Raw genomic sequence first — 20011 nt, 5'->3', positions numbered from 1 at the left:
TAAATTAAAAACAATGAAAAAATTAAAATATTTATCTTTTGCTTTCATTACAGCATTCACTTTTACAAGCTGTGCAAATGATCTTGAAACAGATCCAACAAACCAAGCGAGTGAAGAAGAAGTTTTTAAAACAGCAGAAAGTGCAGAAACTGTAATTAATGGAACTTGGGCTAAATTCAATGATGATGGAACAACTTACGCAAATATCGGTTATTCAACAGTGTTGAGAACGAGCGATGCGATGGGAAGTGACGTCGCAGTTTTAACCAATAAATATGGTTTCCCCGGAGCTTATGCTTTTACAGATTTGGTTAATAACACGGGAAGCCGGCCGCTTTATATCTGGAATTCTTTATATTCTGTGATTAATAATATGAATAATGTTATTGCCAGAATTGATGCTGCGGAAGGAAGTCAGGAAAAGAAAAATCAGGTGAAAGGTCAGGCAAAAGCTTTGAGAGCATTTTGTTATCTGAATCTGGCGAGTTTTTATCAATTCAGTTATTTGAAAGATAAAACTGCTTTGACGGCTCCGATTTATACAGAACCAACCACGACCAATTCAGTAGGAAAGAAAAAAGCAAGTCTGGAAGAAATTTATACTTTAATTAAAAGTGATTTGACGGATGCAGACAATTTGCTCCAAAATTATTCAAGAAACAACAAGGATAAAATTGACAGATCGGTTGTGAATGGTTTATTAGCAAGAGCTTATCTAAATACAGGGGAATGGACAAAAGCGACAGCTTCTGCAAAAATCGCCAGAAACGGATATGCTTTAATGACTGCTGAAAAATACAAAGAAGGTTTCAATGACATCAGCAACGGAGAATGGATTTGGGGACACGGACAAACACAGGAACAGTCGGGAGAGAGTTATGCGTTCCACTTTTTAGACGTTTCATCTTCGGGAAGTTATTACTACAGCTTTATGGCAGATCCTTATTTTAAAGATTTGTTTGATACTAATGATATCCGTTATTCTTTGTTTTCATGGGATGGAAATCCCGGAAGAGAGGGTCTTTTGAGATATGCCAAGTTTAAATTTAAAGCCAATTTAATTGCAGATATCGTTTTCATGAGAGCGGCCGAAATGTATTTAATTGAAGCTGAAGCTGAAGCCAGAAACGGAAATGTAACGAACGCGGTAACAGTTTTAAATCAATTGAAATCGGCAAGAAATGCCAACCAATATTCTGGTTCTTTGACGCAAAATGATGTGATTAAAGAAGTTTTAATTGAAAGAAGAAAAGAATTGTTCGGTGAAGGATTTTCGTTATCTGATATCATCAGAACGCAAGGAACTGTGGTGAGAAAACCTTTCACTAATTCAAGCGGACAGGCTATCCAGGTGCAGATTACTACTCCGGATGGTGTTGTGAAAACCGTGAACGGAAGAGGTCACACGATTTTTGCATTCCCAGATCAGTCAGCGTTTGTAGCGAACAGCAGATATTATTTGTTCTCGATTCCACAGAAGGAAATTGAGAATAATCCGAATTTATAGTTTAGTTTTTAATTTTTCTCATAAGAGGGGAAGCCACTGCATTTTGTGGTGGCTTTTTTATTTTTTAAGAATAAACCATACTTTATTAGAAACAATTTCTCCAGAAAATACTTTGTATTTCTTCGATTCTCCACTCATAACATCAGTAAACCGTTGGATCATTTCTTTTGGAATATTTAAATGTATTTCATACTCATATTTTTTGTCATTCTCAATTTCAAAATATAAGGTTGCTCCATCATCTGCTGGCGAATTATAGAAAGGTAAGGTAATATCAATACAGAATGATCGGGTTTCTTTGGGAGCTAGCGTTATTGTTCTTTTGTTTATTTGGTGGAAAATTCTGATATCATAAATATCCTTAAACTTCAATTTATTTTTCTTTTTAAATTGTAAAAGCTCTTTATTTGTTGGAAAAGGATCTTTTCTAGTGCCTCTAGTGTAAGGTAGATTTCCAGTTTCCCTTTCTTTTAAAATCCCATTTTCATAAATTCTAAAATCTGCTAATCCAAGATAAAGTTCATCAACACCTTCATTTTCAACATTGCTGAAGCCTGTAGAATCTATCACAATTTTATAATATTCATTTGAATGATTAATAATATCATAGCAAATTTTTATTTTTTTATACGGAGGATATTCCATATCGGAGAAAGGAAATTCTTTAAAATCATCAGGAATTCTAATTTCTAAATCTTGTGCAAAAATAAAATTGGCAAGGAAAATTAACAGCAGCGAGAGTTTCATTAAATATGGTTTAAAGCTTTTGAAAGATGAAGATATTGATTTATTTAAAATCTTCAATCTCAGTATTGGATAAACGTAACTTTTGCAATTGTGTTGCAGGGAGTATTAAAATATTTTTGTAACTTATATAATGAGTTAAAGTTAAGCTAATTCAAAACCCTGCAGAATGAAAACAGACATCGAAAATAAATTAATAGACAAAAACACCAAGCCCACAAGTATGAGGATTTTGGTATACGATTTTTTGAGTTCTCAGGAAGCAGCGTTATCATTATCTGAAATCGAAAACCATTTCGAAAATGCTGATCGTACAACAATTTACAGAACATTAAAAACCTTCGAAGAAAAAGGAATTGTTCACAGCATTCAAGAAAATACGACGACAAAATACAAACTTTGTCACGACGGTTGCGATGAAAGTACACATAAAGACTGGCATCTTCATTTTTACTGTAAAATCTGCAAACAGACGACTTGTAAAGAAGATATTTCTTTTCCCGAAAATATTCAGACCAATTTTAGAATCGATGAAATAAGACTTTTCGCCAAAGGAATTTGTGAAAACTGCCTGGAAAGTTTGCAATAGTGTTGCATTTTGTTTAAACCTAATTTTGATTAAAATTTTTAAGTTATGGAAGAATGTTGCAGCACAAAACCAAAAAAAGAACACAACCACAATCATGAAGGGCATGACCACGATCATGATCATTCTCATGATACAGGAGATCAATCGACGTTTCAGATGTTTCTTCCTGCCATATGTTCTTTTGTCTTACTAATAATCGGTATTGCGTTAGATAATTATATAAAAACCGATTGGTTTACCAGCTGGATTCGGCTGGTTTGGTATTTAATTGCTTACATTCCGGTCGGATTACCTGTCTTAAAAGAAGCTTTCGAAAGCATAAAAAACGGCGATGTTTTTTCTGAATTTTTCTTAATGGGAGTCGCGACAGTCGGAGCTTTTGCTATCGGAGAATATCCGGAAGGTGTGGCGGTGATGCTTTTTTATTCTGTAGGTGAAGTTTTTCAGGCAATGGCGGTGACAAGAGCGAAAAGCAACATCAAATCTTTACTAGATCAACGTCCCGATGAAGTTACGATCTTAAAAGATGGAAAACCCGAAATCGTAAAAGCCGAAAAAGTAAATATCGGAGAAATTATTCAATTAAAATCCGGTGAAAAATTAGGATTGGACGGAGTATTATTATCCGAAACCGCTTCATTCAATACGTCTGCATTAACGGGTGAAAGTAAACCCGACACCAAAACAAAAGGAGAAACTGTTTTAGCAGGAATGATTAATTTAAACACCGTCAGTCAGGTGAAAGTTACAACGGCTTACAAAGACAGTAAATTGAGCAAGATTTTAGAATTGGTTCAAAATGCGACGGCTCAAAAAGCTTCAACCGAATTATTCATCAGGAAATTTGCAAAAATTTACACCCCGATTGTTGTTTTCCTGGCGATCGGAATTACATTGCTACCGTATTTCTTTGTTGAAGATTATCAGTTTAAAACATGGCTGTACAGGGCATTGGTTTTCTTGGTGATTTCATGTCCATGTGCATTGGTGATTTCCATTCCGTTGGGATATTTTGGAGGAATCGGTGCGGGAAGTCGAAACGGAATTTTATTTAAAGGAAGCAATTTTCTTGATATTCTGGCTAATGTTCAAAACGTTGTGATGGATAAAACCGGAACGATGACAGAAGGTGTTTTCAAAGTTCAGGAAGTTAATTTTGATACTGAATTTAATAAAGATGAAATTTTAAAATTCATTAATGCCTTAGAAAGTAAAAGTTCCCATCCTGTTGCAACTGCAATTCATGAATATGTAGGAGAGATTGACCATTCTATTCAACTGGAAAATGTGGAAGAAATTGCAGGGTACGGTTTAAAAGCAGTCATTAACGGAAAAGAATTATTAGTCGGAAATTTCAAATTGATGGATAAATTCAACATCAATTACAATATCAAACCTGAAAACATTGTGTATACTTTAATTGCCGTGGCTTACGATAAAAAATTTGTAGGGTATCTTACGATTGCAGATTCCATTAAAGCTGATGCACAATTAACCATCAATAAATTAAAATCATTAAACGTAAAAACTACAATGTTGAGCGGTGATAAAACCTCAGTTGTAAAATATGTTGCCGACACTTTAGGAATCCAAAATGCTTATGGTGATTTACTTCCTGAAGACAAAGTGAATAAAGTCAAGGAAATTAAAGTGAAAGGTCAAACTGTTGCTTTTGTTGGAGATGGAGTGAATGATGCCCCAGTTGTTGCTTTAAGTGATGTAGGAATCGCAATGGGCGGATTGGGAAGCGATGCGACAATTGAAACTGCAGACGTCGTAATTCAGGATGATATGCCAAGCAAAATTCCGATGGCAATCAACATCGGAAAGCAAACTAAGAAAATAGTTTGGCAAAATATTATTTTAGCTTTTGCCATCAAAGCTATCGTTCTTGCTCTCGGAGCGGGAGGTTTAGCAACCATGTGGGAAGCTGTTTTTGCTGATGTTGGAGTTGCATTATTGGCTATTTTAAATGCAGTTAGAATTCAGCGAATGAAGTTTTAATAAGGATAAAAATGATAATAATCTTTAAATCAATTAATAGAAATAAAGTTTAATCTGTTATGAAAATAAAAAATCCTCATCAAACGATGAGGATTTCTATTTTTAGTTTATTGTTTGCTCTTGTAATTGAGGGCCAGAAGAAATTAATTTTTTACCCTCTTCTGTATTGCAGTACTGCTCAAAGTTTTTGATGTATTTTGCAGCAAGATCTTTTGCTTTTTCTTCCCATTCAGAAACGTCGCTGTAGCTATCTCTTGGATCTAAAATACCTTCAGAGACATTTGGCAATTCTGTAGGAACCTCCAAATTCATGATTGGAATTCTTGTTTTTGGAGCATTTTCGATAGAACCGTCAATGATTGCATCGATAATTGCTCTTGTATCTTTTAGAGAAATTCTTTTTCCGGTACCGTTCCAACCTGTGTTTACCAAGTAAGCTTTTGCACCATGCTCTTTCATTTTTCCGATCAATGTTTTTGAGTACATTGTTGGGTGTAATGTTAAGAATGCTTCACCAAATGCCGGAGAGAAAGATGGTTCCGGTTCAGTGATTCCCCTTTCAGTTCCAGCTAATTTTGAAGTATATCCGCAAAGGAAGTGATATTGTGCCTGGTCTTCATCCAAAACAGAAACCGGAGGCAATACTCCGAACGCATCCGCAGAAAGATAAACAATCTTGCTCGCATGCCCTGCTTTTGAAGGCAAAACGATTTTATTAATATGATAAATCGGATAAGAAACTCTTGTGTTTTCTGTGATAGATCCGTCTGTATAATCAGAAATTCCGTTGTTTACCACAACATTTTCAAGAAGTGCATCTCTCTTAATTGCTCTGAAAATATCCGGTTCTTTTTCTTCAGAAAGGTCGATGACTTTTGCATAACAACCTCCTTCATAATTGAAAACCCCATTGTTATCCCAACCATGTTCATCGTCACCGATCAGATATCTCTTCGGATCTGCTGATAAAGTTGTTTTTCCTGTTCCTGAAAGACCGAAGAACAGAGCAACATCTCCCCCTTCACCTACGTTTGCAGAACAGTGCATGGAAGCCATTCCTTTCAATGGAAGGTAATAGTTCATCATGGCAAACATTCCTTTTTTCATTTCTCCACCGTACCAAGTTCCTCCGATGATTTGAAGCTTTTCAGTAAGGTTGAACATCACGAAGTTCTCAGAATTTAATCCTTGAGCTTCCCAGTTCGGGTTTGTCGTTTTAGAACCATTGATTACTGTGAAATCCGGCTCTCCGAAGTTTTCCAGCTCATAGTGAGAAGGACGGATGAACATATTAGTAACGAAATGCGCCTGCCACGCTACTTCAACGATGAACCTTACTTTTAATCTCGTGTCTGCGTTTGTTCCGCAGAAAGCATCTACAACATAGATCTTTTTCGCATCAGAAAGTTGGTTCAGCACTAAATCTTTACAAGACTTAAAAATTTCTGAAGTTGTCGGCAAGTTTACTTTACCGTCCCAGAAAATTGTTTCTCTTGTAACATCATCCTGAACTATGTACCTGTCTTTAGGTGAACGACCTGTGAAAATCCCTGTTTTTACTGATACTGCACCAGATTCCGTAAGCTCAGCTTTCTCAAAGCCTTGATTTTCAGGAGAAACTTCTGCCTGATACAATTCTTCGTAAGAAGGATTATATACAACTTCGTAATTTCCTTTAATCCCTAATTTTTCTAAATCTTGGATGATTTTAGCGTGTTTCATTTTACTTATATTTTCTATTTCTTTTTTGGGTCTCAACAAATTTAATATTAATTAATTGTTAAAGGTGGTTAAATATAATGATATAAGTCAGAATGGCAAATAAAAAATAAGCCTTATAAAAATATGAAAATCAAGCAATTATCTCCGGCCATTCAAAAATAGTGCGAAAACCTTTTCCCCAAAAATAGTCCTTAAACCCATCAAATTTTGAGCTCATCACAAAATCTCCACCCCATGCTCCCAAACTTTTAACAAAAACAGGACAATCGGCGAAAAATTTAGCCTTAACTGTGGGAATTTCAAGAAAATTTGATATTTTTTGCTCATGAATTAACATTAGTTGAGAAAAATTTTCCAATTCATTACATACTAAAATATTTCTTGTAAGATTCGAAAATTCATCAACCAGTTTTTGAGACTTCAATTTTGACTTGTAAAAATTGATTCCTTCACGACTATCCTGCTTCTGATTTAAATGAATAAAAATAAGCTCATTTTTAAAAGAAGGATCAAAGTCTACCTTTTCATATTTAATTTCTAGAACACTCTGATAAAGCACAGCAGATTTCTCTTTCGCCACCGCAATATCATAACCGCTTCCTCCCAGACTTATCTTATTTAAATAAAAAGGATCGATCTCCGCCCATTCTGCAAGATTCGTCATTAAAGTAGAACTGCTTCCCAAGCCATAATCTGCAGGAAACTGAAGATTTGTTGTTAAATGATAAGTAAAATTACTTTTGAATTGAATTGTAGATAGTAACTGAACGTTTTTTAAAGTCTTTAAAATAAATTCAGCACTTGATGGAATGTTGGTTTCTAAGATTTGCCAGTTTTTGTAATCGATGACAGCTTTCAACCATAGTTTGTTTTGATGATAAGCCTCCCAGAAAATGAGGGATTTCTCATCATCTTTTTCTTCAAAAGAAAACTCTTGTCCCAGCTTGGTAGGTACCGCTAAGACAAGAGCTCCGTCCATTGCGAAATATTCTGAAGTAAGCATCAGCTTTCCCGGTGAAAATATCTCGCCCATGATTTTTTTATTAGATTAAATTGCAGAGGCAACGTCTACAGAACCGTCAATTTTCTTGATTAATCCTTGTAACGTTTTTCCAGGACCTACTTCTAAGAAGTTTGTCGCACCATCTTTAATCATATTTTGAACTGACTGTGTCCATTTTACAGGACCTGTCAATTGTGCAATTAAGTTTTGTTTAATTTCGTCAGGATTTGTTACCGCTGTCGTTGTAATGTTTTGATAAACAGGAATTGTTGCATTTCTGAATTTTGTCTGTTCAATTGCAGCAGCCAATCTTTCTTGTGCAGGTTGCATCAATGGAGAGTGGAATGCGCCATTTACAGGCAGTAGCAATGCTCTTTTTGCTCCCGCTTCTTTCAATTTCACGCAAGCTTCCTCAACAGCAGAAGTTTCACCAGAAATTACCAATTGTCCCGGACAGTTGTAATTTGCAGGCACTACGATTCCACTGATTTGTGCGCAGATCTCTTCAACTTTAGCATCTTCTAATCCTAAAATTGCAGCCATAGAACTTGGATTTGCATCACAAGCAGCCTGCATTGCTTTTGCTCTTTCGGAAATCAATTTCAGACCGTCGTCGAAAGATAAAACTCCGTTCGCAACCAATGCCGAAAATTCTCCCAAAGAATGTCCTGCAACCATTTCAGCTCCAAGACCGTTCACTGCTTTCAAAGCAGCAACTGAATGTATAAAAATTGAAGGTTGAGTGACCTCCGTTTTTTTAAGATCTTCATCCGATCCATTAAACATAATAGAAAGGATATCAAACCCCAAAATTTCGTTGGCAGATTCCATCAAGTCCTTAATGTCTTTTCTAGAATCGTACAATTCTTTTCCCATTCCTACGAACTGAGAACCCTGCCCTGGAAATACAAGTGCTTTCATGTATTAATTTAAAATATTTTGCAAATATAAATATAATGTTAACAATATCCTTTAAACTGATTCAAATCATTTATGGAACTAATCTAATAACTCTGTAACCTGTATTTACGTAAGCGCCATTAGCTTTAGCTTTTACAAACTCAAATTTTGTCGCCAATTGAGTCTGAACTTTATTCATTTGCTTAAAAATTTCTCCTTTTTTGTTCTCTCTTGTCAACATATCGTTTACAACATCGAATCCTACGATTGCATATCTAGGTGGAGTTTTGCAATATTTAGCCTTATAATCAGCAAGGATTTCTTTTTCGAAACTACCTTCTGTGTTTATTTTTCTGTCCATCAGATATACTAGACTTGCCTGACTCAATTCATCCACTTTCTTTTCGAAAACAGGAGCATAATGCATACTGAATGCTTTCACCCCCTGAACTTCTTTAGACAAAGCAATTACTTTATTTGCAAAAGCCTCTCCTACTGCATCATTATCGTTTGCCAAAATAGCAATCACCGGAGCAGATTGTCCTGTCATCATATTTTGATCTACTTTAAGATCTGCCGGAGAATCTACAATCGTAATATTTGCATTCTTAACTGCTTTTTCAAGACCAGCTTTTATGTAATTTGCATTTTCTTTCTTGCTGTCTGCAACAATGTAGATTTTTTGATCTGAATAAGCTCCTTTTACTTCTTCAACAATCTTATCGGCATACGTCTGATCGTTTGTTTCAACAATAATCAGGTTGCTGTAACCGTATAATTCCGGAGAATTGGCGAAAGGTGCAACGATCGGGATTTTCTGATTTTTAGTAAAATCTAAAACATCCACTACATTGGATTTGAAGAATGGTCCGATAATTAAATCTGTGTTATCCGGATTTATCTGTGTCAATGAATTACGGAACGATGCTTCGTTTCCAGAATCCACAATTTTGATATCTAATTTTTGCCCGTTTTTGGCATTTCTTTCAATGGCAAGTTTTGCACCAGTCATAAAATCCATTGCCATCGTTCTGTACTGAGTTTCACCTGTGCTATATCCGAAAGGTAACATCATGACAACACTCAGCGCATCACCGTTTTTCTTCACGTAAGCAGGATCCAGCTTTTTGATTTTTAAAACCATCCCTGTTTTTAAACCATGAGATAATTCGGGATTTAGAGCGATTAATTCGTCGATTGTAATTCCAAATTTGTTCACAATAGAGAAAACGGTGTCTCCTTGCTGAACAGTGTAAGTTACAAAATCATCTGCAACAGAAGTGTTGGCTGTGGTACTTACATTTGATTTTTCAACATTCTCTTTAGATACCTGAGTGACCGTTCCGGATTGATTTCCTAAACTTTTCTTCACCATTATCGTTTCACCAGGCTTTAAACCTTTCTGTTCTAAGCCAGGGTTCAATGCAAAAAGTTCTTCCTGAGAAATGTTAAATTGCTTCGAAATTCTGTAGTAATTATCTTTTGCCTGAATGACATATGCGCCCTCGTCCGCAACAACAGGAGTTGTTGTTTCTATGGGAGTTTCTATAGGTTTCGTAGTTGTTGCAGCTACAGAAGCCTTATCGTCGCCGTATTTTTTGATGCTTTCGAGAGGTAGCGTAATTTCGTCCCCGATTTTCGTGTGAGAATCCAGTTCAGGATTCAGTTTTCTAAGATCGGTTTCTGAGATACGGTATTGTTTTGTGATTCCGTAAATCGTCTGCTTTGGCTGAAGAAAGATCTTCCCAAGCTGAATATTACCATTATTTGCCGGTTTTGTTGAAACCACAGCTTTTGGTGTTGAAGCAACCGTTTTTTCATTTTTCACGGTCAAAACATCTCCAATCGCCAATTTGCCGTCTTTCACCTTTGGGTTTAGTTTCAGCAATTCATCTACAGTTAGTCCGTATTTTTTTGCAATGTTGTACGGATTGTCTCCTTTTACAACGGTGTGCGATTTTTGAGCAGATACACCCAAAATCATACATAAACTGGATAGAATAAAAAACCTCTTTATCATAGTCGATAATTATAACTTTACAAAAATACTTCTTTCAAATTAAATGACAATAGCTAATAATTTTCTAAATCTTTATTATAATCCAAAATGCTTTAACAAGTTGAAAAATTTAACCAAAACCTTTTATTTATAATAAATTAAAAGCTATTTTAACGTTTCACTTGCTTCAAAAATTATTCCTTTTTCGTAATTTATATCGATTCTTTATTAGGATGTTGTTGAGGGTGTTTTTGTTCTCTTCTGAGTTTACTATTATAAATCTAAACCTCATAGGTTTCAAAAACCTATAAGTTTTAGATTTTTGACAGTCGCAAGTTCCTAGCCCTGATTGCAGCAATTGTTTGAGCTCATTTTTTGGGTTTCGGGGCGGCGCGGCTTTGCCGCGCCGCCCCGAAACCCAAAAAATAGCGAGTGCGGAAAGCGGGAAAAAGCTTCTAAAAAAACAAAAAAGACCTAGTTTCCTAAGTCTTTATGTTTTAAAATTTAAGATTGTTATCTTTTGTATTTTTGATATTTTGCAGTGGCAAAACAATTTCTCCGTTTACTTTCAGATTCGAATCCAAATTGGGATTCAGCTTTCGAAGTTCTGTTTCTGAAATATTATAATGACTTGTAATACTTTGAATTGCCTCATTTTTATTTAAAATTATTTTTGCAAGATTAGCATTTCCTTCAGCTTTTTTAGCGGACTGAGTTGTCTTTTTCGTCGTTCCATTTTCAGGAAACATTCCTTTTTCCAGCGCCTTTTGAGTGGCAACTTCATATTCTACAATGTTTTCAACGGGTAAAACCACTTTTCCTCCTGCTTTTAATTGGGAATCTAAATTTGGATTCAACAACCTCAGATCACTTTCCGAAATCCTGTATTGTTTGGCAAGATCGGAAGGTTTTTGGGTCGTCTTTAATATAACATTGGCAAACTTAGATTTTACATCTTCAGTTTTTGAAACTGGTGGTTTTCCTTTAGGATTTATCATTAGGACATCTCCAATTTGCAATTGTCTTTCGCTGAACTGAGGGTTTAGTTTCAACAAATCTTTTACAGGAATGCTATACTGTCTCGAAATACTGTACATATTATCACCCTGAACAGCCGTGTGCGTCGTTTGGGCAGAAATCCCTGTGTAAAGGAATACGCCCAGCAAAGCAATAAAGCTTTTATTCATCATTTAAATTTATATTTTTTTTGCAATAATAAATTTTTTATGATTAAACAGCAATAATAATCAGATTACTTTCTGTAATTTCTATTTTTTCTAAACAAGATTCTATCCAAGAATATCCGTAATCTGCAAAAAAGACACTAAAATTATACACTCTTTCCTGCCAATTCTTAGAAGGATGTACATCTAAAAATAAGTTTTCCAGCCTTTCCAGAAGTTCACTCTGTTTTATCTTTTCTGCATGAAGGAGACGTTTTTTTAATCTTTTGAAAGATTTCATCTGTCGAACCTCTTCTGCCTTTACCATATTCCCGAAAGATTTCTCAGTCGATTCGCTAATCGATTTTAACTCAGAGAACTGACTGTGTAAAAGATTTTCTTTGTCTTCAAGCAGTTTTAAAATTTCATTATTATTTAAAACTTTAGAATTGGTAATCGTTGCGAAATTTTTGAAAAAGTCTCCAATTTTAAGATCTAGCTTATCAATTTTCCCTAACGTTTTTTCCTTTAAAAATAACATTGAATTTCGCGGAATCAGAACAGGAAAAGGAATATTTATTTTCGTGAAATAATCTTTTAATTCCAGCCAGTACATGATTTCGGCGTTTCCTCCAATGTAAGCCAAGTTGGGCAAAACCGTTTCCTGATAAACCGGACGCATCAAAGCATTCGGACTGAATTTTTCAGGATAATTTTCCAATTCATTTAAAATTTCTTCTTCCGTAAAAGAAATATTTCGGTCTACAATATTATATTTCTTCCCGTCAAAATCAATTCTGTCTCTTGTTTCGGACAAATAGAAAAGATTAATTTCACGAGGGTTTACCTGTACTTTTCCGTATTTTTGGGTTAAGAAATCTACTTTTTCCTTTGAATTTTTATACAAACTGAAGTTTAACAGTTCATCTCTGAAAGTTCCCTTGATCTCTTCTTTTAATTCTTTTGAATCTCCGTCAACAATCAATAAACCGAATTCTGAGAACAGTCGATTAACTAAAATCTGAATTGCCTGTGTTAAAGTATTTCCGGCTTTGTAAGCTTCTTTTAACATTAAAATCAACTCAGTTCCGAAGACAAAATCTTTGAATTCTTTTTCAAATTCAGAGATGAAAAATGTATCATTAATTTTAATTCTTCCGACTGCTCCACCCGATTTTTCATTAATCTCATAATAATTACTCTCGGTTTTAAAATGATTGATTTCCGCAAAATCATGATCTTCAGAAGCCATCCAATAAATGGGCACAAAATTGAAATCTGGGAAATTTTCTTTTAAATAAGAGCAAGTTTTGATCGTTTGTAAAATTTTATAAACGAAAAAAGCAGGTCCAGAGAATAAATTCAACTGATGTCCTGTTGTAATTGTGAATGTATTGGATTGCCTTAAATTCTCAATATTTTCAACTTGTTTCGAAGAAAGAGTAAGATGTGATAGCTGCCTTTCTAAAGCACTTGACAAAACTTTCCTATGATTAGAATCAAACGAGTTTTGTTTTTTATGAATTTGATTTTTAAAATTGTCTAAAGAAAATGTACTTTCTTCAAAACCCTCAATATCCCGATTCAAAAAATCTTTGATTAATTGAGGAATGCTTTCTATATCGTGAAAGGATATTTTATTAATAGTTTTCAACTTTGGTTAAAAATTTTAGTTGAACAAATACCAAACAATCCCAAGATTTAATCTAAAGTCATAAACAGGATAACTTGGAAACGCATAAGCCTGGTTGTTTGAAATGACAGTCCCGATTTGCTGACCTTCTATAAAGAAAAACATTTTTTTAACTTTCATATTAAAATAAATGTCTGCGATCGGTTGTCCGCCAATCGAAAATGAACTGGAATTCGGTAAAATATATTCGTTAAGAATCGGGAAATATTGTCTCGAAGCAAATTTCGAGAAATAATAAATCTTGATTCCCGCCTGAACTTCTGCTGCTTTTTTGAATGCTTTTGCCTGATAGAAAATGTTTGCTCGTCCAATGAAACCTGGCATTGGCAAAAGATCTTTGTTGGTCAATGCATTTTGGAATTGTAATCTTGTATTCAGATGAAAACTTCCATAACTGAACGTTGCATCACCTCCAATTTGAGAAATATTCAAAGAACTGTCGCTTTGTCTAGGCATCGCTGTGGCATCGAAGTACGTATAATTTTCTATTCTGAAATAGTTGGCAAACAATTCTGTTTTAAACCATTTTAAATTGATATTTCCTCCAATTTCTGTGATTGCCTGATTTTTTGCGTTCTGCAAATAATAATTAAAATTAATATAATTTGAAGTATTAATTAAATAATTAAATGACGGATATACGCTTTGGAAATTCACCTTAGCATTCACAAAATAGTCTTTGATTGGCTCGAATTTTAAATTGTTTGTAGTCTTTAAATAAGTACCAAATTGACTTCCATTCGAAAATTCTAAGAATGAATTTAACTGAACTTTATCAAAAAGCTTAATTTGTAGATTTCCAACTGCTCCGATTCTGTTTTCTTTGATTTCTGCCGGAGTTGTAAGATTAGGATTGATTATTTCCGTTGCACCAAACTTTAACATCTGATAACGAACACCTGCATCTAATTTAAACTTTTGATTATCCCAAACCAAACTTACCGTATTGCTGAAATTATCTGAATATTTCTTGGTTGGAACCGATGAATTTGGATTAATTAATTCTTCTGGTTCTTTATACCAGTAAGATTCGGGAGAGGTTTCATTATAGTAATATTTGTTTCCCTGATGAGAAATGGTGTGACGAATTCTAAAAGGATATTTTTCCGGATTAAACGGTGTAAACTGATGCGTAAGATAATATCTTCGATAAGAAAACTGAGAGCTGGAACTGGATAGATTCACCTGCATATTCTGCCTGTTTCTAGAGTTACTATCGCCGTTTTGGAAAAGGCTGTCCACTGCAATCCCTCCACTTTCCTGATTGTTCACGTTTTGATGCAAATAGTGGGCAAACAATTCATAATTTCCACTTTTTGAAACGTAATGACCGGAAAATAATGTGTTATTATTTGAAGCTAATGAATTTCTGTACATTCCCTGCGAACGCAGTCCCATATATTCCAAAGCAAAATTGAATCTCTTTCCAATATTTTGAGTATAAGTTGATTTCAAAGCGGCTCCGTTTTTCATTGCATTATGGTAAATGAAAGTCGCCGTCGGAGTTTTCACATCGTAATAATGAATATCGTCTACGCCTAAAATTCCGTAAGATTTGTTGGTTGGTAATAACGACAAGTTTCCTTCTGCATTTACCTCATAAGATAATGGATTGAAACCCGCTCCAATATTAGCAACCTGAACTTTACCAAAATTATCTTTGTTATTGTACTGAGAAAAAATGTAGGTTTTATCGAAAGTCATGACCGTATCAAACACCTTTTTTTCTGAAAACTGTGTCTGATACAAATAGTCATTAATTGTTGGTTTAAATATTTTTAAGGAATCTTTCTTTCCCGAATCAATAACCAACGTATCTTCTTCTTTTGCGGGAAGCTTGTTGGAGTCTGTTTTGTTTACAACCTGGGCTTGAGCGGTAAGGCTGAGGAAGAGTATGATGGAAAGTATATACTTCATGTGCTAATTTATATTTTACAAAACTTCATATGTAACTATTAAAGTTTCCTTATTAAATTTTGTAAAGCAAAAATAAGAAATAATGGGGAATAAAAAACCCCGTCGTGGGACGGGGTTTTTTGAATATTAAAAGTTAGGATTATTTAAAATTTCCTCTTGAGGTATTTTTAAATACATTCTATCATCATCATAAGTAAATGACTGGCCTGCCAAAAATAAGTGGTTTGAACCTCTCGTTACTGTCGCTTTATTTCTCTTTAACGCTAAATAACTTTTCCCTTCTCCCCAAAATTCTAAACGTGTATTTTTATATATTTCATTTTGCAATGCAACACCACTTAAGGCATCAATATAACTAACATCTGCAATTCTATTTTGTAAATAAGTTTTAAGTATAGTTTTCGCTTCAGCTTCTTGTCCTGATTTTGCTAAAGATTCTGCAGCAAGTAAATGGAATTCATCAACTCTCATAAAAATATAATCAGTTGTTATTTGTCTTTGACCCATCGAAACTCTATTAGGATCGAAGAATTTATTACCCGGATAGTTTCTAGCCGGTGTAGTAACAACAAACTGATTTCTTCTATCATCATCAGCTCTCATACTATTATACAAGCCTAAGTCTATCCCTTTTCTGTCACCTACTCCTGCGTAACTATAAGTAAAAACATCTACTTGTCCCCACCAACTAATTAAATCTAATCCATTAACAACATCTAAATTGTATCCCCACATCCAACTTTGTGTATCAAGACTATTGAAACCACCTCCAGACGCTGTAGTAGATCCAGGATGTACCATTCTAATCGCCTGAACCTTAGTGGTTACAGGATATCCGTAATCACTCATTATTTGTTTTGATAATGTAGCAGCTTGCGAATATTGCCCCATAGCTGCATATGTATAGGCAAGAAGTCCTTTTGCGACACCCTGATCAATCATACCTTTGTTTGCTCTATCAAAATCAGCTAAATAATCAATTGCCTTAGTTAAATCGTCAACAATAAGCCCATATACTTGTTCTTGAGTTGATTTCGGAGCTGCAGGTTGTTGTGTTTTTGTATACACTGGAATTGCGGGTTCTCCAGCAGTATATCCTTTTGTATATAGTTGCATTAAGTAAAAATATGCATAGGCTCTGATCGCCTTAGCTTGCCCCATAGCAAATTTATTATCATCTGTAGTTGGTACAGTATCCGTTCCCCCTAAACCATCAATAACATCGTTTGCTCCAGCAATAATTCTATAATAATATCTCCAAGGCTTATAATTCTCAGTCCTTGTAAAGTCAGTTTGTGCTGACATATTGGCAAGCCTTGTATACCATCCATAAGTGACACCTTCCAATACCATATCTTGAGAAAGCATATCACTATAAATATCAAACCCTTTTTGTCCAAAATCATCATGATCAGTTGTTCCTCCAGTACCCGTATTGATCATCATTACATAAAGACCATTTAATTTAGTTTGAACCGGAGCATCTCCAATAGTCTCTGTTGGTGCACTATCTAAAAATTCTTCTTGACAAGAAGTGACTAAAGATGCTAATACTATACCTGATAAAAATAATATCTTTTTCATTTTTTAATTCTTAAAAGTTAATTTTTGCTCCAAATGTTATTGTTGATAATGGGGCATATGAGTAAGTATTTGTTGTACCATTTTCATAAACACTTGGATTCAATCCTTTTCTTTTAGTGCTAATCCATAAATTATCACCGCTTACAAATAAATTTAATCCCGTTAATCCAACAGCTTTAACATAGTTTTGCGGCAAATTATACCCTAATCTAATGTTATTTAATGCAATATAATCTGATTTAATTAAAAATCTACTTGATCTAGAATTGAAGTTAACGTCAGCAGAATAGTTTGATGATAACCTAGGAACATCTGTTATGTCACCTGGTTTTTGCCATCTGTTTAAAATATCTTCGTGCCAGTTGTTATTTCCAATTTGTGAGTTATTCATTAGACCTGCATATGCAGCATCATAAGAGTAACCTCCAATGCTATACAAGAACTGTATTCCTAATGTAAAAGATTTATATCCAAAATCAAAATTAAATGCTCCTCTAATATCTGGAATAGCAGATTTATCTAAAAACTTCAATGTTGCTTGCGAATAGTTTTCTGTAACACCTGTTTTAATATTTGCATTTGGATTTTGAGCCATAAATTCGGATAATGATGCTATTTGCTCGCCAGCATCAAAAGCTCCATTTCCATTATTATCAACATAATTTACATACCATTGCGCTGCACCCGTTGCAGAGTTTACACCAGCATATTCCCTCATATAGTAATCATATAATGATCTACCCTCAGCTCTACCAAATCCTGCTTCCGATAAATCCAGCAGTTTACGTTGTCCGGTAGAAATATCGATCGGCATACGCGTCAACTTGTTTTTTAAAACCTCTCCGTTTAAACCAAAATCAATGTAAAAATCTCCTCGATTTAAAATATGAGCTTTAAAGTCAAATTCTAAACCTTGATTCACTAAAACACCATCGTTTACTTTAACGATAGCATTTCCTGTAGAAGGAGCTAATCTACTATCAAAAATCAAATTATCAGTTTGTCTACGATAATAATCAACATTAAGCTCAATAACTCTATTTTTAAACAACCCTAATTCAAGTCCCCCTTGAAAAGCCTTAACTTTCTCCCAAGTTAAAGTTGGATATCCATTTCTATCATATGTAGCAGCAGGAAGTCCCATAAAGTTACCAGGATTATAAACATTATATCCAGGATAGAATCCCACTCCTCCCTGATCTCCAACAGTACCGTAACTAGCCTTTAATTTTAAATTTTTAATTACTTTATTATCAGATAAGAAATTTTCTCTTGTTACTAACCATCCAATACCGGCTGATGCGAAAGTATCCCATTTATCATTCAAAAATCTTGATGATCCATCTCTTCTGACTGTACCATTAAAGAAATACTTTCCTTTGTAATCATAAGTAAGTTGCCCAAAGTAACTTTCTAAAGCATAGTTATTAACATAAGAACTTGATTGAGATTCACCAATTCCTAAGTTTAATTCAGGAATCATATCGATTATATTAGGTCTACCTGCAGATAAGAATTTTTGTTCCCATGAGTTATTCTCATGTGCTACAAATGCTTGTACATTATGATCACCAAATTTCTTATTAAATCTTAATAATTGAAGCCAATTCCAAGACATTAATTCTGTCTTACTTTTATAAATATATCCGTTTTGCGAAGCAGCCGAACCATAGAAAGGATTTGTTAATTGATCGTTACTACTGTTATAATATTGTCCACCTATTCTAGTTTCGAAACTCAAAAACTTAGTAATATCGGCTTTTAAAAACATATTAGCATTAAGTTCATGCTTATATATTTTATTAGTATTATAGGTAGCATCTGCGATTGAATTTGTTAGAGCACCAAAACCTCTTCCTCCTTCACCATAATCAAATTGATTTCCACCAAAATGTGGATCTGGAACAAGATTGCCATTCGCATCTCTTAAATATAAAGGGTAAATTGATGGGATGTTATCTACAAACCAAAAAATACTCCCTGAATCCGATGATTGTCCGTTTTGATTTGCTTTTGAATAAGCATAACCCAAATTAAAATCCCCTTTTAGCCATGGTCTAGCCTGATGAGATAAATTTAATCTTCCCGTATATCTTTCGAAGTCTGAATTTATTGAGTAACCTTTGTCATCTAAATATCCAATATTTGTATAATATGTAGTTTTTCCACTTCCACCACTTATACTGAGATTATTTTCTGTTCTAATAGAAGTTTGAAATGCATAATCTTCCCAGTTTTCGGGATTATAAAGTCTACCTATTCCCGGTCTAACTTTTCCTGTGGTAGGGTCGATTAATTGAGCGGCAGTAACTCCCCATAAATTGTAATTATTATTTATACCTGCTGCACCAAATAAATTAGCATTAGCATAAGCTGTTGGATCAGCTTGACCAAGTAGCTGTCCTCTATTTCTCATAGCTTCCCAGCTTAATCCAATATATTCTTCAGGAGACTTTATAGTTTCATATCTAGGTAATAAAGACATGTTAAAACCAACCTTAGATTCTAATTGAATAACTGAACTATTTGACCTACCTTTTTTTGTATTTATTACTACAACTCCATTAGCCCCTCTCGCTCCATAAATAGATGTAGCTGTTGCATCCTTCAAAATTACCATATTTTCAATGTCATCAGGATTAATTGCACTAACATTACCCGTATATGGCATTCCATCTAAAACATATAATGGACTTCTATTACCATTTACTGAACCGAATCCACGAATTCTGATTGTTGCATCTGTTCCTGGCTGTCCAGATGGATTAATCACTCTAACGCCTGCAGACTCTCCTGCAAGAGCTTGACTTACTGAAGAAACGTTTTTAGAGTCAATAGCCTTAGCATCTACTTTAGAAGCTGTTCCAACATATGCTTCTTTCGGAACAGAGCTATATCCTACAAGTACGACTTCTTCAATACTCTGTTCTTTCGCTACAGTATCATTTTTTGACTTTTGCGCAAAAGCAGATTGTCCCATGAAGAATAGTACACCTACACTTAATACACTTAATTTCACATTCATATTAACAAATTTTAATATTTAAGAAAGCAAATATGTTAATTAATTTTAACATTAACAAATTTTTAACTATACCAAAGAAATTATTAAAATGAATAAGCTTTTATTATAAAAAAACAATTTGATATAATATTACTTATCGCAAATATAAACCACGAAATTAT

The 20011-nt window shown here is 34.3% G+C and carries 13 protein-coding genes; 3 read left to right on the top strand and 10 right to left on the bottom strand.

Annotation, left to right across the window (positions count from 1 at the left end):
• Window positions 1–13 precede the first annotated feature (13 nt).
• Window positions 14–1507, top strand: a complete 1494-nt coding sequence (locus tag ACKX2A_RS13405; RefSeq protein WP_415325278.1) for a RagB/SusD family nutrient uptake outer membrane protein — start codon at window positions 14–16, stop codon at window positions 1505–1507.
• Window positions 1508–1564: 57 nt separating this feature from the next.
• Here the strand turns inward: ACKX2A_RS13405 and ACKX2A_RS13400 are convergent, their stop codons facing one another.
• Window positions 1565–2311, bottom strand: coding sequence for a hypothetical protein (locus ACKX2A_RS13400; protein WP_415325277.1), 747 nt, complete (start codon window positions 2309–2311; stop codon window positions 1565–1567).
• 109 nt (window positions 2312–2420) lie between these two features.
• On the opposite strand from ACKX2A_RS13400, the gene ACKX2A_RS13395 reads away from it, so the two are divergent.
• Both ACKX2A_RS13395 and ACKX2A_RS13390 read left to right on the top strand, forming a co-directional pair.
• Window positions 2421–2840 (top strand): Fur family transcriptional regulator, encoded by a 420-nt coding sequence (locus ACKX2A_RS13395; RefSeq protein ID WP_415325276.1) that lies wholly within the window; start codon window positions 2421–2423, stop codon window positions 2838–2840.
• 45 nt (window positions 2841–2885) lie between these two features.
• Window positions 2886–4844, top strand: coding sequence for a heavy metal translocating P-type ATPase (locus ACKX2A_RS13390; RefSeq protein ID WP_415325275.1), 1959 nt, complete (start codon window positions 2886–2888; stop codon window positions 4842–4844).
• 102 nt (window positions 4845–4946) lie between these two features.
• Here ACKX2A_RS13390 and pckA read toward each other — a convergent pair whose 3' ends face one another.
• The 9 genes from pckA to ACKX2A_RS13345 all read right to left on the bottom strand — a co-directional run bounded on the left by pckA (window position 4947) and on the right by ACKX2A_RS13345 (window position 19850).
• Window positions 4947–6566 carry a phosphoenolpyruvate carboxykinase (ATP) gene (pckA, locus tag ACKX2A_RS13385; protein WP_415325274.1) on the bottom strand — a complete coding sequence of 540 codons (1620 nt, stop codon included), beginning with the start codon at window positions 6564–6566 and terminating at the stop codon, window positions 4947–4949.
• A 130-nt stretch (window positions 6567–6696) separates the two neighbouring features.
• Complete coding sequence (locus tag ACKX2A_RS13380; RefSeq protein WP_415325273.1) at window positions 6697–7599, bottom strand: GYDIA family GHMP kinase; 903 nt, start codon at window positions 7597–7599, stop codon at window positions 6697–6699.
• Between the two features lie 15 nt (window positions 7600–7614).
• Complete coding sequence (fabD, locus tag ACKX2A_RS13375; RefSeq protein WP_415325272.1) at window positions 7615–8490, bottom strand: ACP S-malonyltransferase; 876 nt, start codon at window positions 8488–8490, stop codon at window positions 7615–7617.
• Window positions 8491–8560: 70 nt separating this feature from the next.
• Window positions 8561–10489, bottom strand: a complete 1929-nt coding sequence (locus ACKX2A_RS13370) for a LysM peptidoglycan-binding domain-containing protein (RefSeq protein ID WP_415325271.1) — start codon at window positions 10487–10489, stop codon at window positions 8561–8563.
• 476 nt (window positions 10490–10965) lie between these two features.
• Complete coding sequence (locus ACKX2A_RS13365) at window positions 10966–11658, bottom strand: LysM peptidoglycan-binding domain-containing protein (protein WP_415325270.1); 693 nt, start codon at window positions 11656–11658, stop codon at window positions 10966–10968.
• 40 nt (window positions 11659–11698) lie between these two features.
• Window positions 11699–13285 (bottom strand): bacillithiol biosynthesis cysteine-adding enzyme BshC, encoded by a 1587-nt coding sequence (bshC, locus tag ACKX2A_RS13360; RefSeq protein ID WP_415325269.1) that lies wholly within the window; start codon window positions 13283–13285, stop codon window positions 11699–11701.
• Between the two features lie 15 nt (window positions 13286–13300).
• A complete protein-coding gene (locus ACKX2A_RS13355) occupies window positions 13301–15241 on the bottom strand; it encodes a putative porin (RefSeq protein ID WP_415325268.1) in 1941 nt (646 codons plus the stop codon).
• 126 nt (window positions 15242–15367) lie between these two features.
• Window positions 15368–16825: a RagB/SusD family nutrient uptake outer membrane protein gene (locus ACKX2A_RS13350; RefSeq protein WP_415325267.1), complete on the bottom strand. Its 1458-nt coding sequence runs from the start codon at window positions 16823–16825 to the stop codon at window positions 15368–15370.
• A 10-nt stretch (window positions 16826–16835) separates the two neighbouring features.
• Window positions 16836–19850, bottom strand: coding sequence for a SusC/RagA family TonB-linked outer membrane protein (locus ACKX2A_RS13345; protein ID WP_415325266.1), 3015 nt, complete (start codon window positions 19848–19850; stop codon window positions 16836–16838).
• Between the last annotated feature and the right edge of the window lie 161 nt (window positions 19851–20011).

Source organism: Chryseobacterium sp. MMS23-Vi53, assembly GCF_047651245.1.
In the GTDB taxonomy this organism is placed as follows: Bacteria; Bacteroidota; Bacteroidia; order Flavobacteriales; family Weeksellaceae; genus Chryseobacterium.
The sequence above is the reverse complement of the archived record's forward strand: the minus strand, read 5'-3'. Positions and strand labels throughout refer to the sequence as shown.

Coding starts and splice junctions, on each gene's coding strand:
- ACKX2A_RS13390 (WP_415325275.1), top strand. CDS start 2,886: ATGGAAGAATGTTGCAGCACAAAACCAAAAAAAGAACACAACCACAAT.
- ACKX2A_RS13365 (WP_415325270.1), bottom strand. CDS start 11,658: ATGATGAATAAAAGCTTTATTGCTTTGCTGGGCGTATTCCTTTACACA.
- ACKX2A_RS13370 (WP_415325271.1), bottom strand. CDS start 10,489: ATGATAAAGAGGTTTTTTATTCTATCCAGTTTATGTATGATTTTGGGT.
- pckA (WP_415325274.1), bottom strand. CDS start 6,566: ATGAAACACGCTAAAATCATCCAAGATTTAGAAAAATTAGGGATTAAA.
- ACKX2A_RS13355 (WP_415325268.1), bottom strand. CDS start 15,241: ATGAAGTATATACTTTCCATCATACTCTTCCTCAGCCTTACCGCTCAA.
- ACKX2A_RS13350 (WP_415325267.1), bottom strand. CDS start 16,825: ATGAAAAAGATATTATTTTTATCAGGTATAGTATTAGCATCTTTAGTC.
- ACKX2A_RS13405 (WP_415325278.1), top strand. CDS start 14: ATGAAAAAATTAAAATATTTATCTTTTGCTTTCATTACAGCATTCACT.
- ACKX2A_RS13380 (WP_415325273.1), bottom strand. CDS start 7,599: ATGGGCGAGATATTTTCACCGGGAAAGCTGATGCTTACTTCAGAATAT.
- ACKX2A_RS13395 (WP_415325276.1), top strand. CDS start 2,421: ATGAAAACAGACATCGAAAATAAATTAATAGACAAAAACACCAAGCCC.
- fabD (WP_415325272.1), bottom strand. CDS start 8,490: ATGAAAGCACTTGTATTTCCAGGGCAGGGTTCTCAGTTCGTAGGAATG.
- ACKX2A_RS13345 (WP_415325266.1), bottom strand. CDS start 19,850: ATGAATGTGAAATTAAGTGTATTAAGTGTAGGTGTACTATTCTTCATG.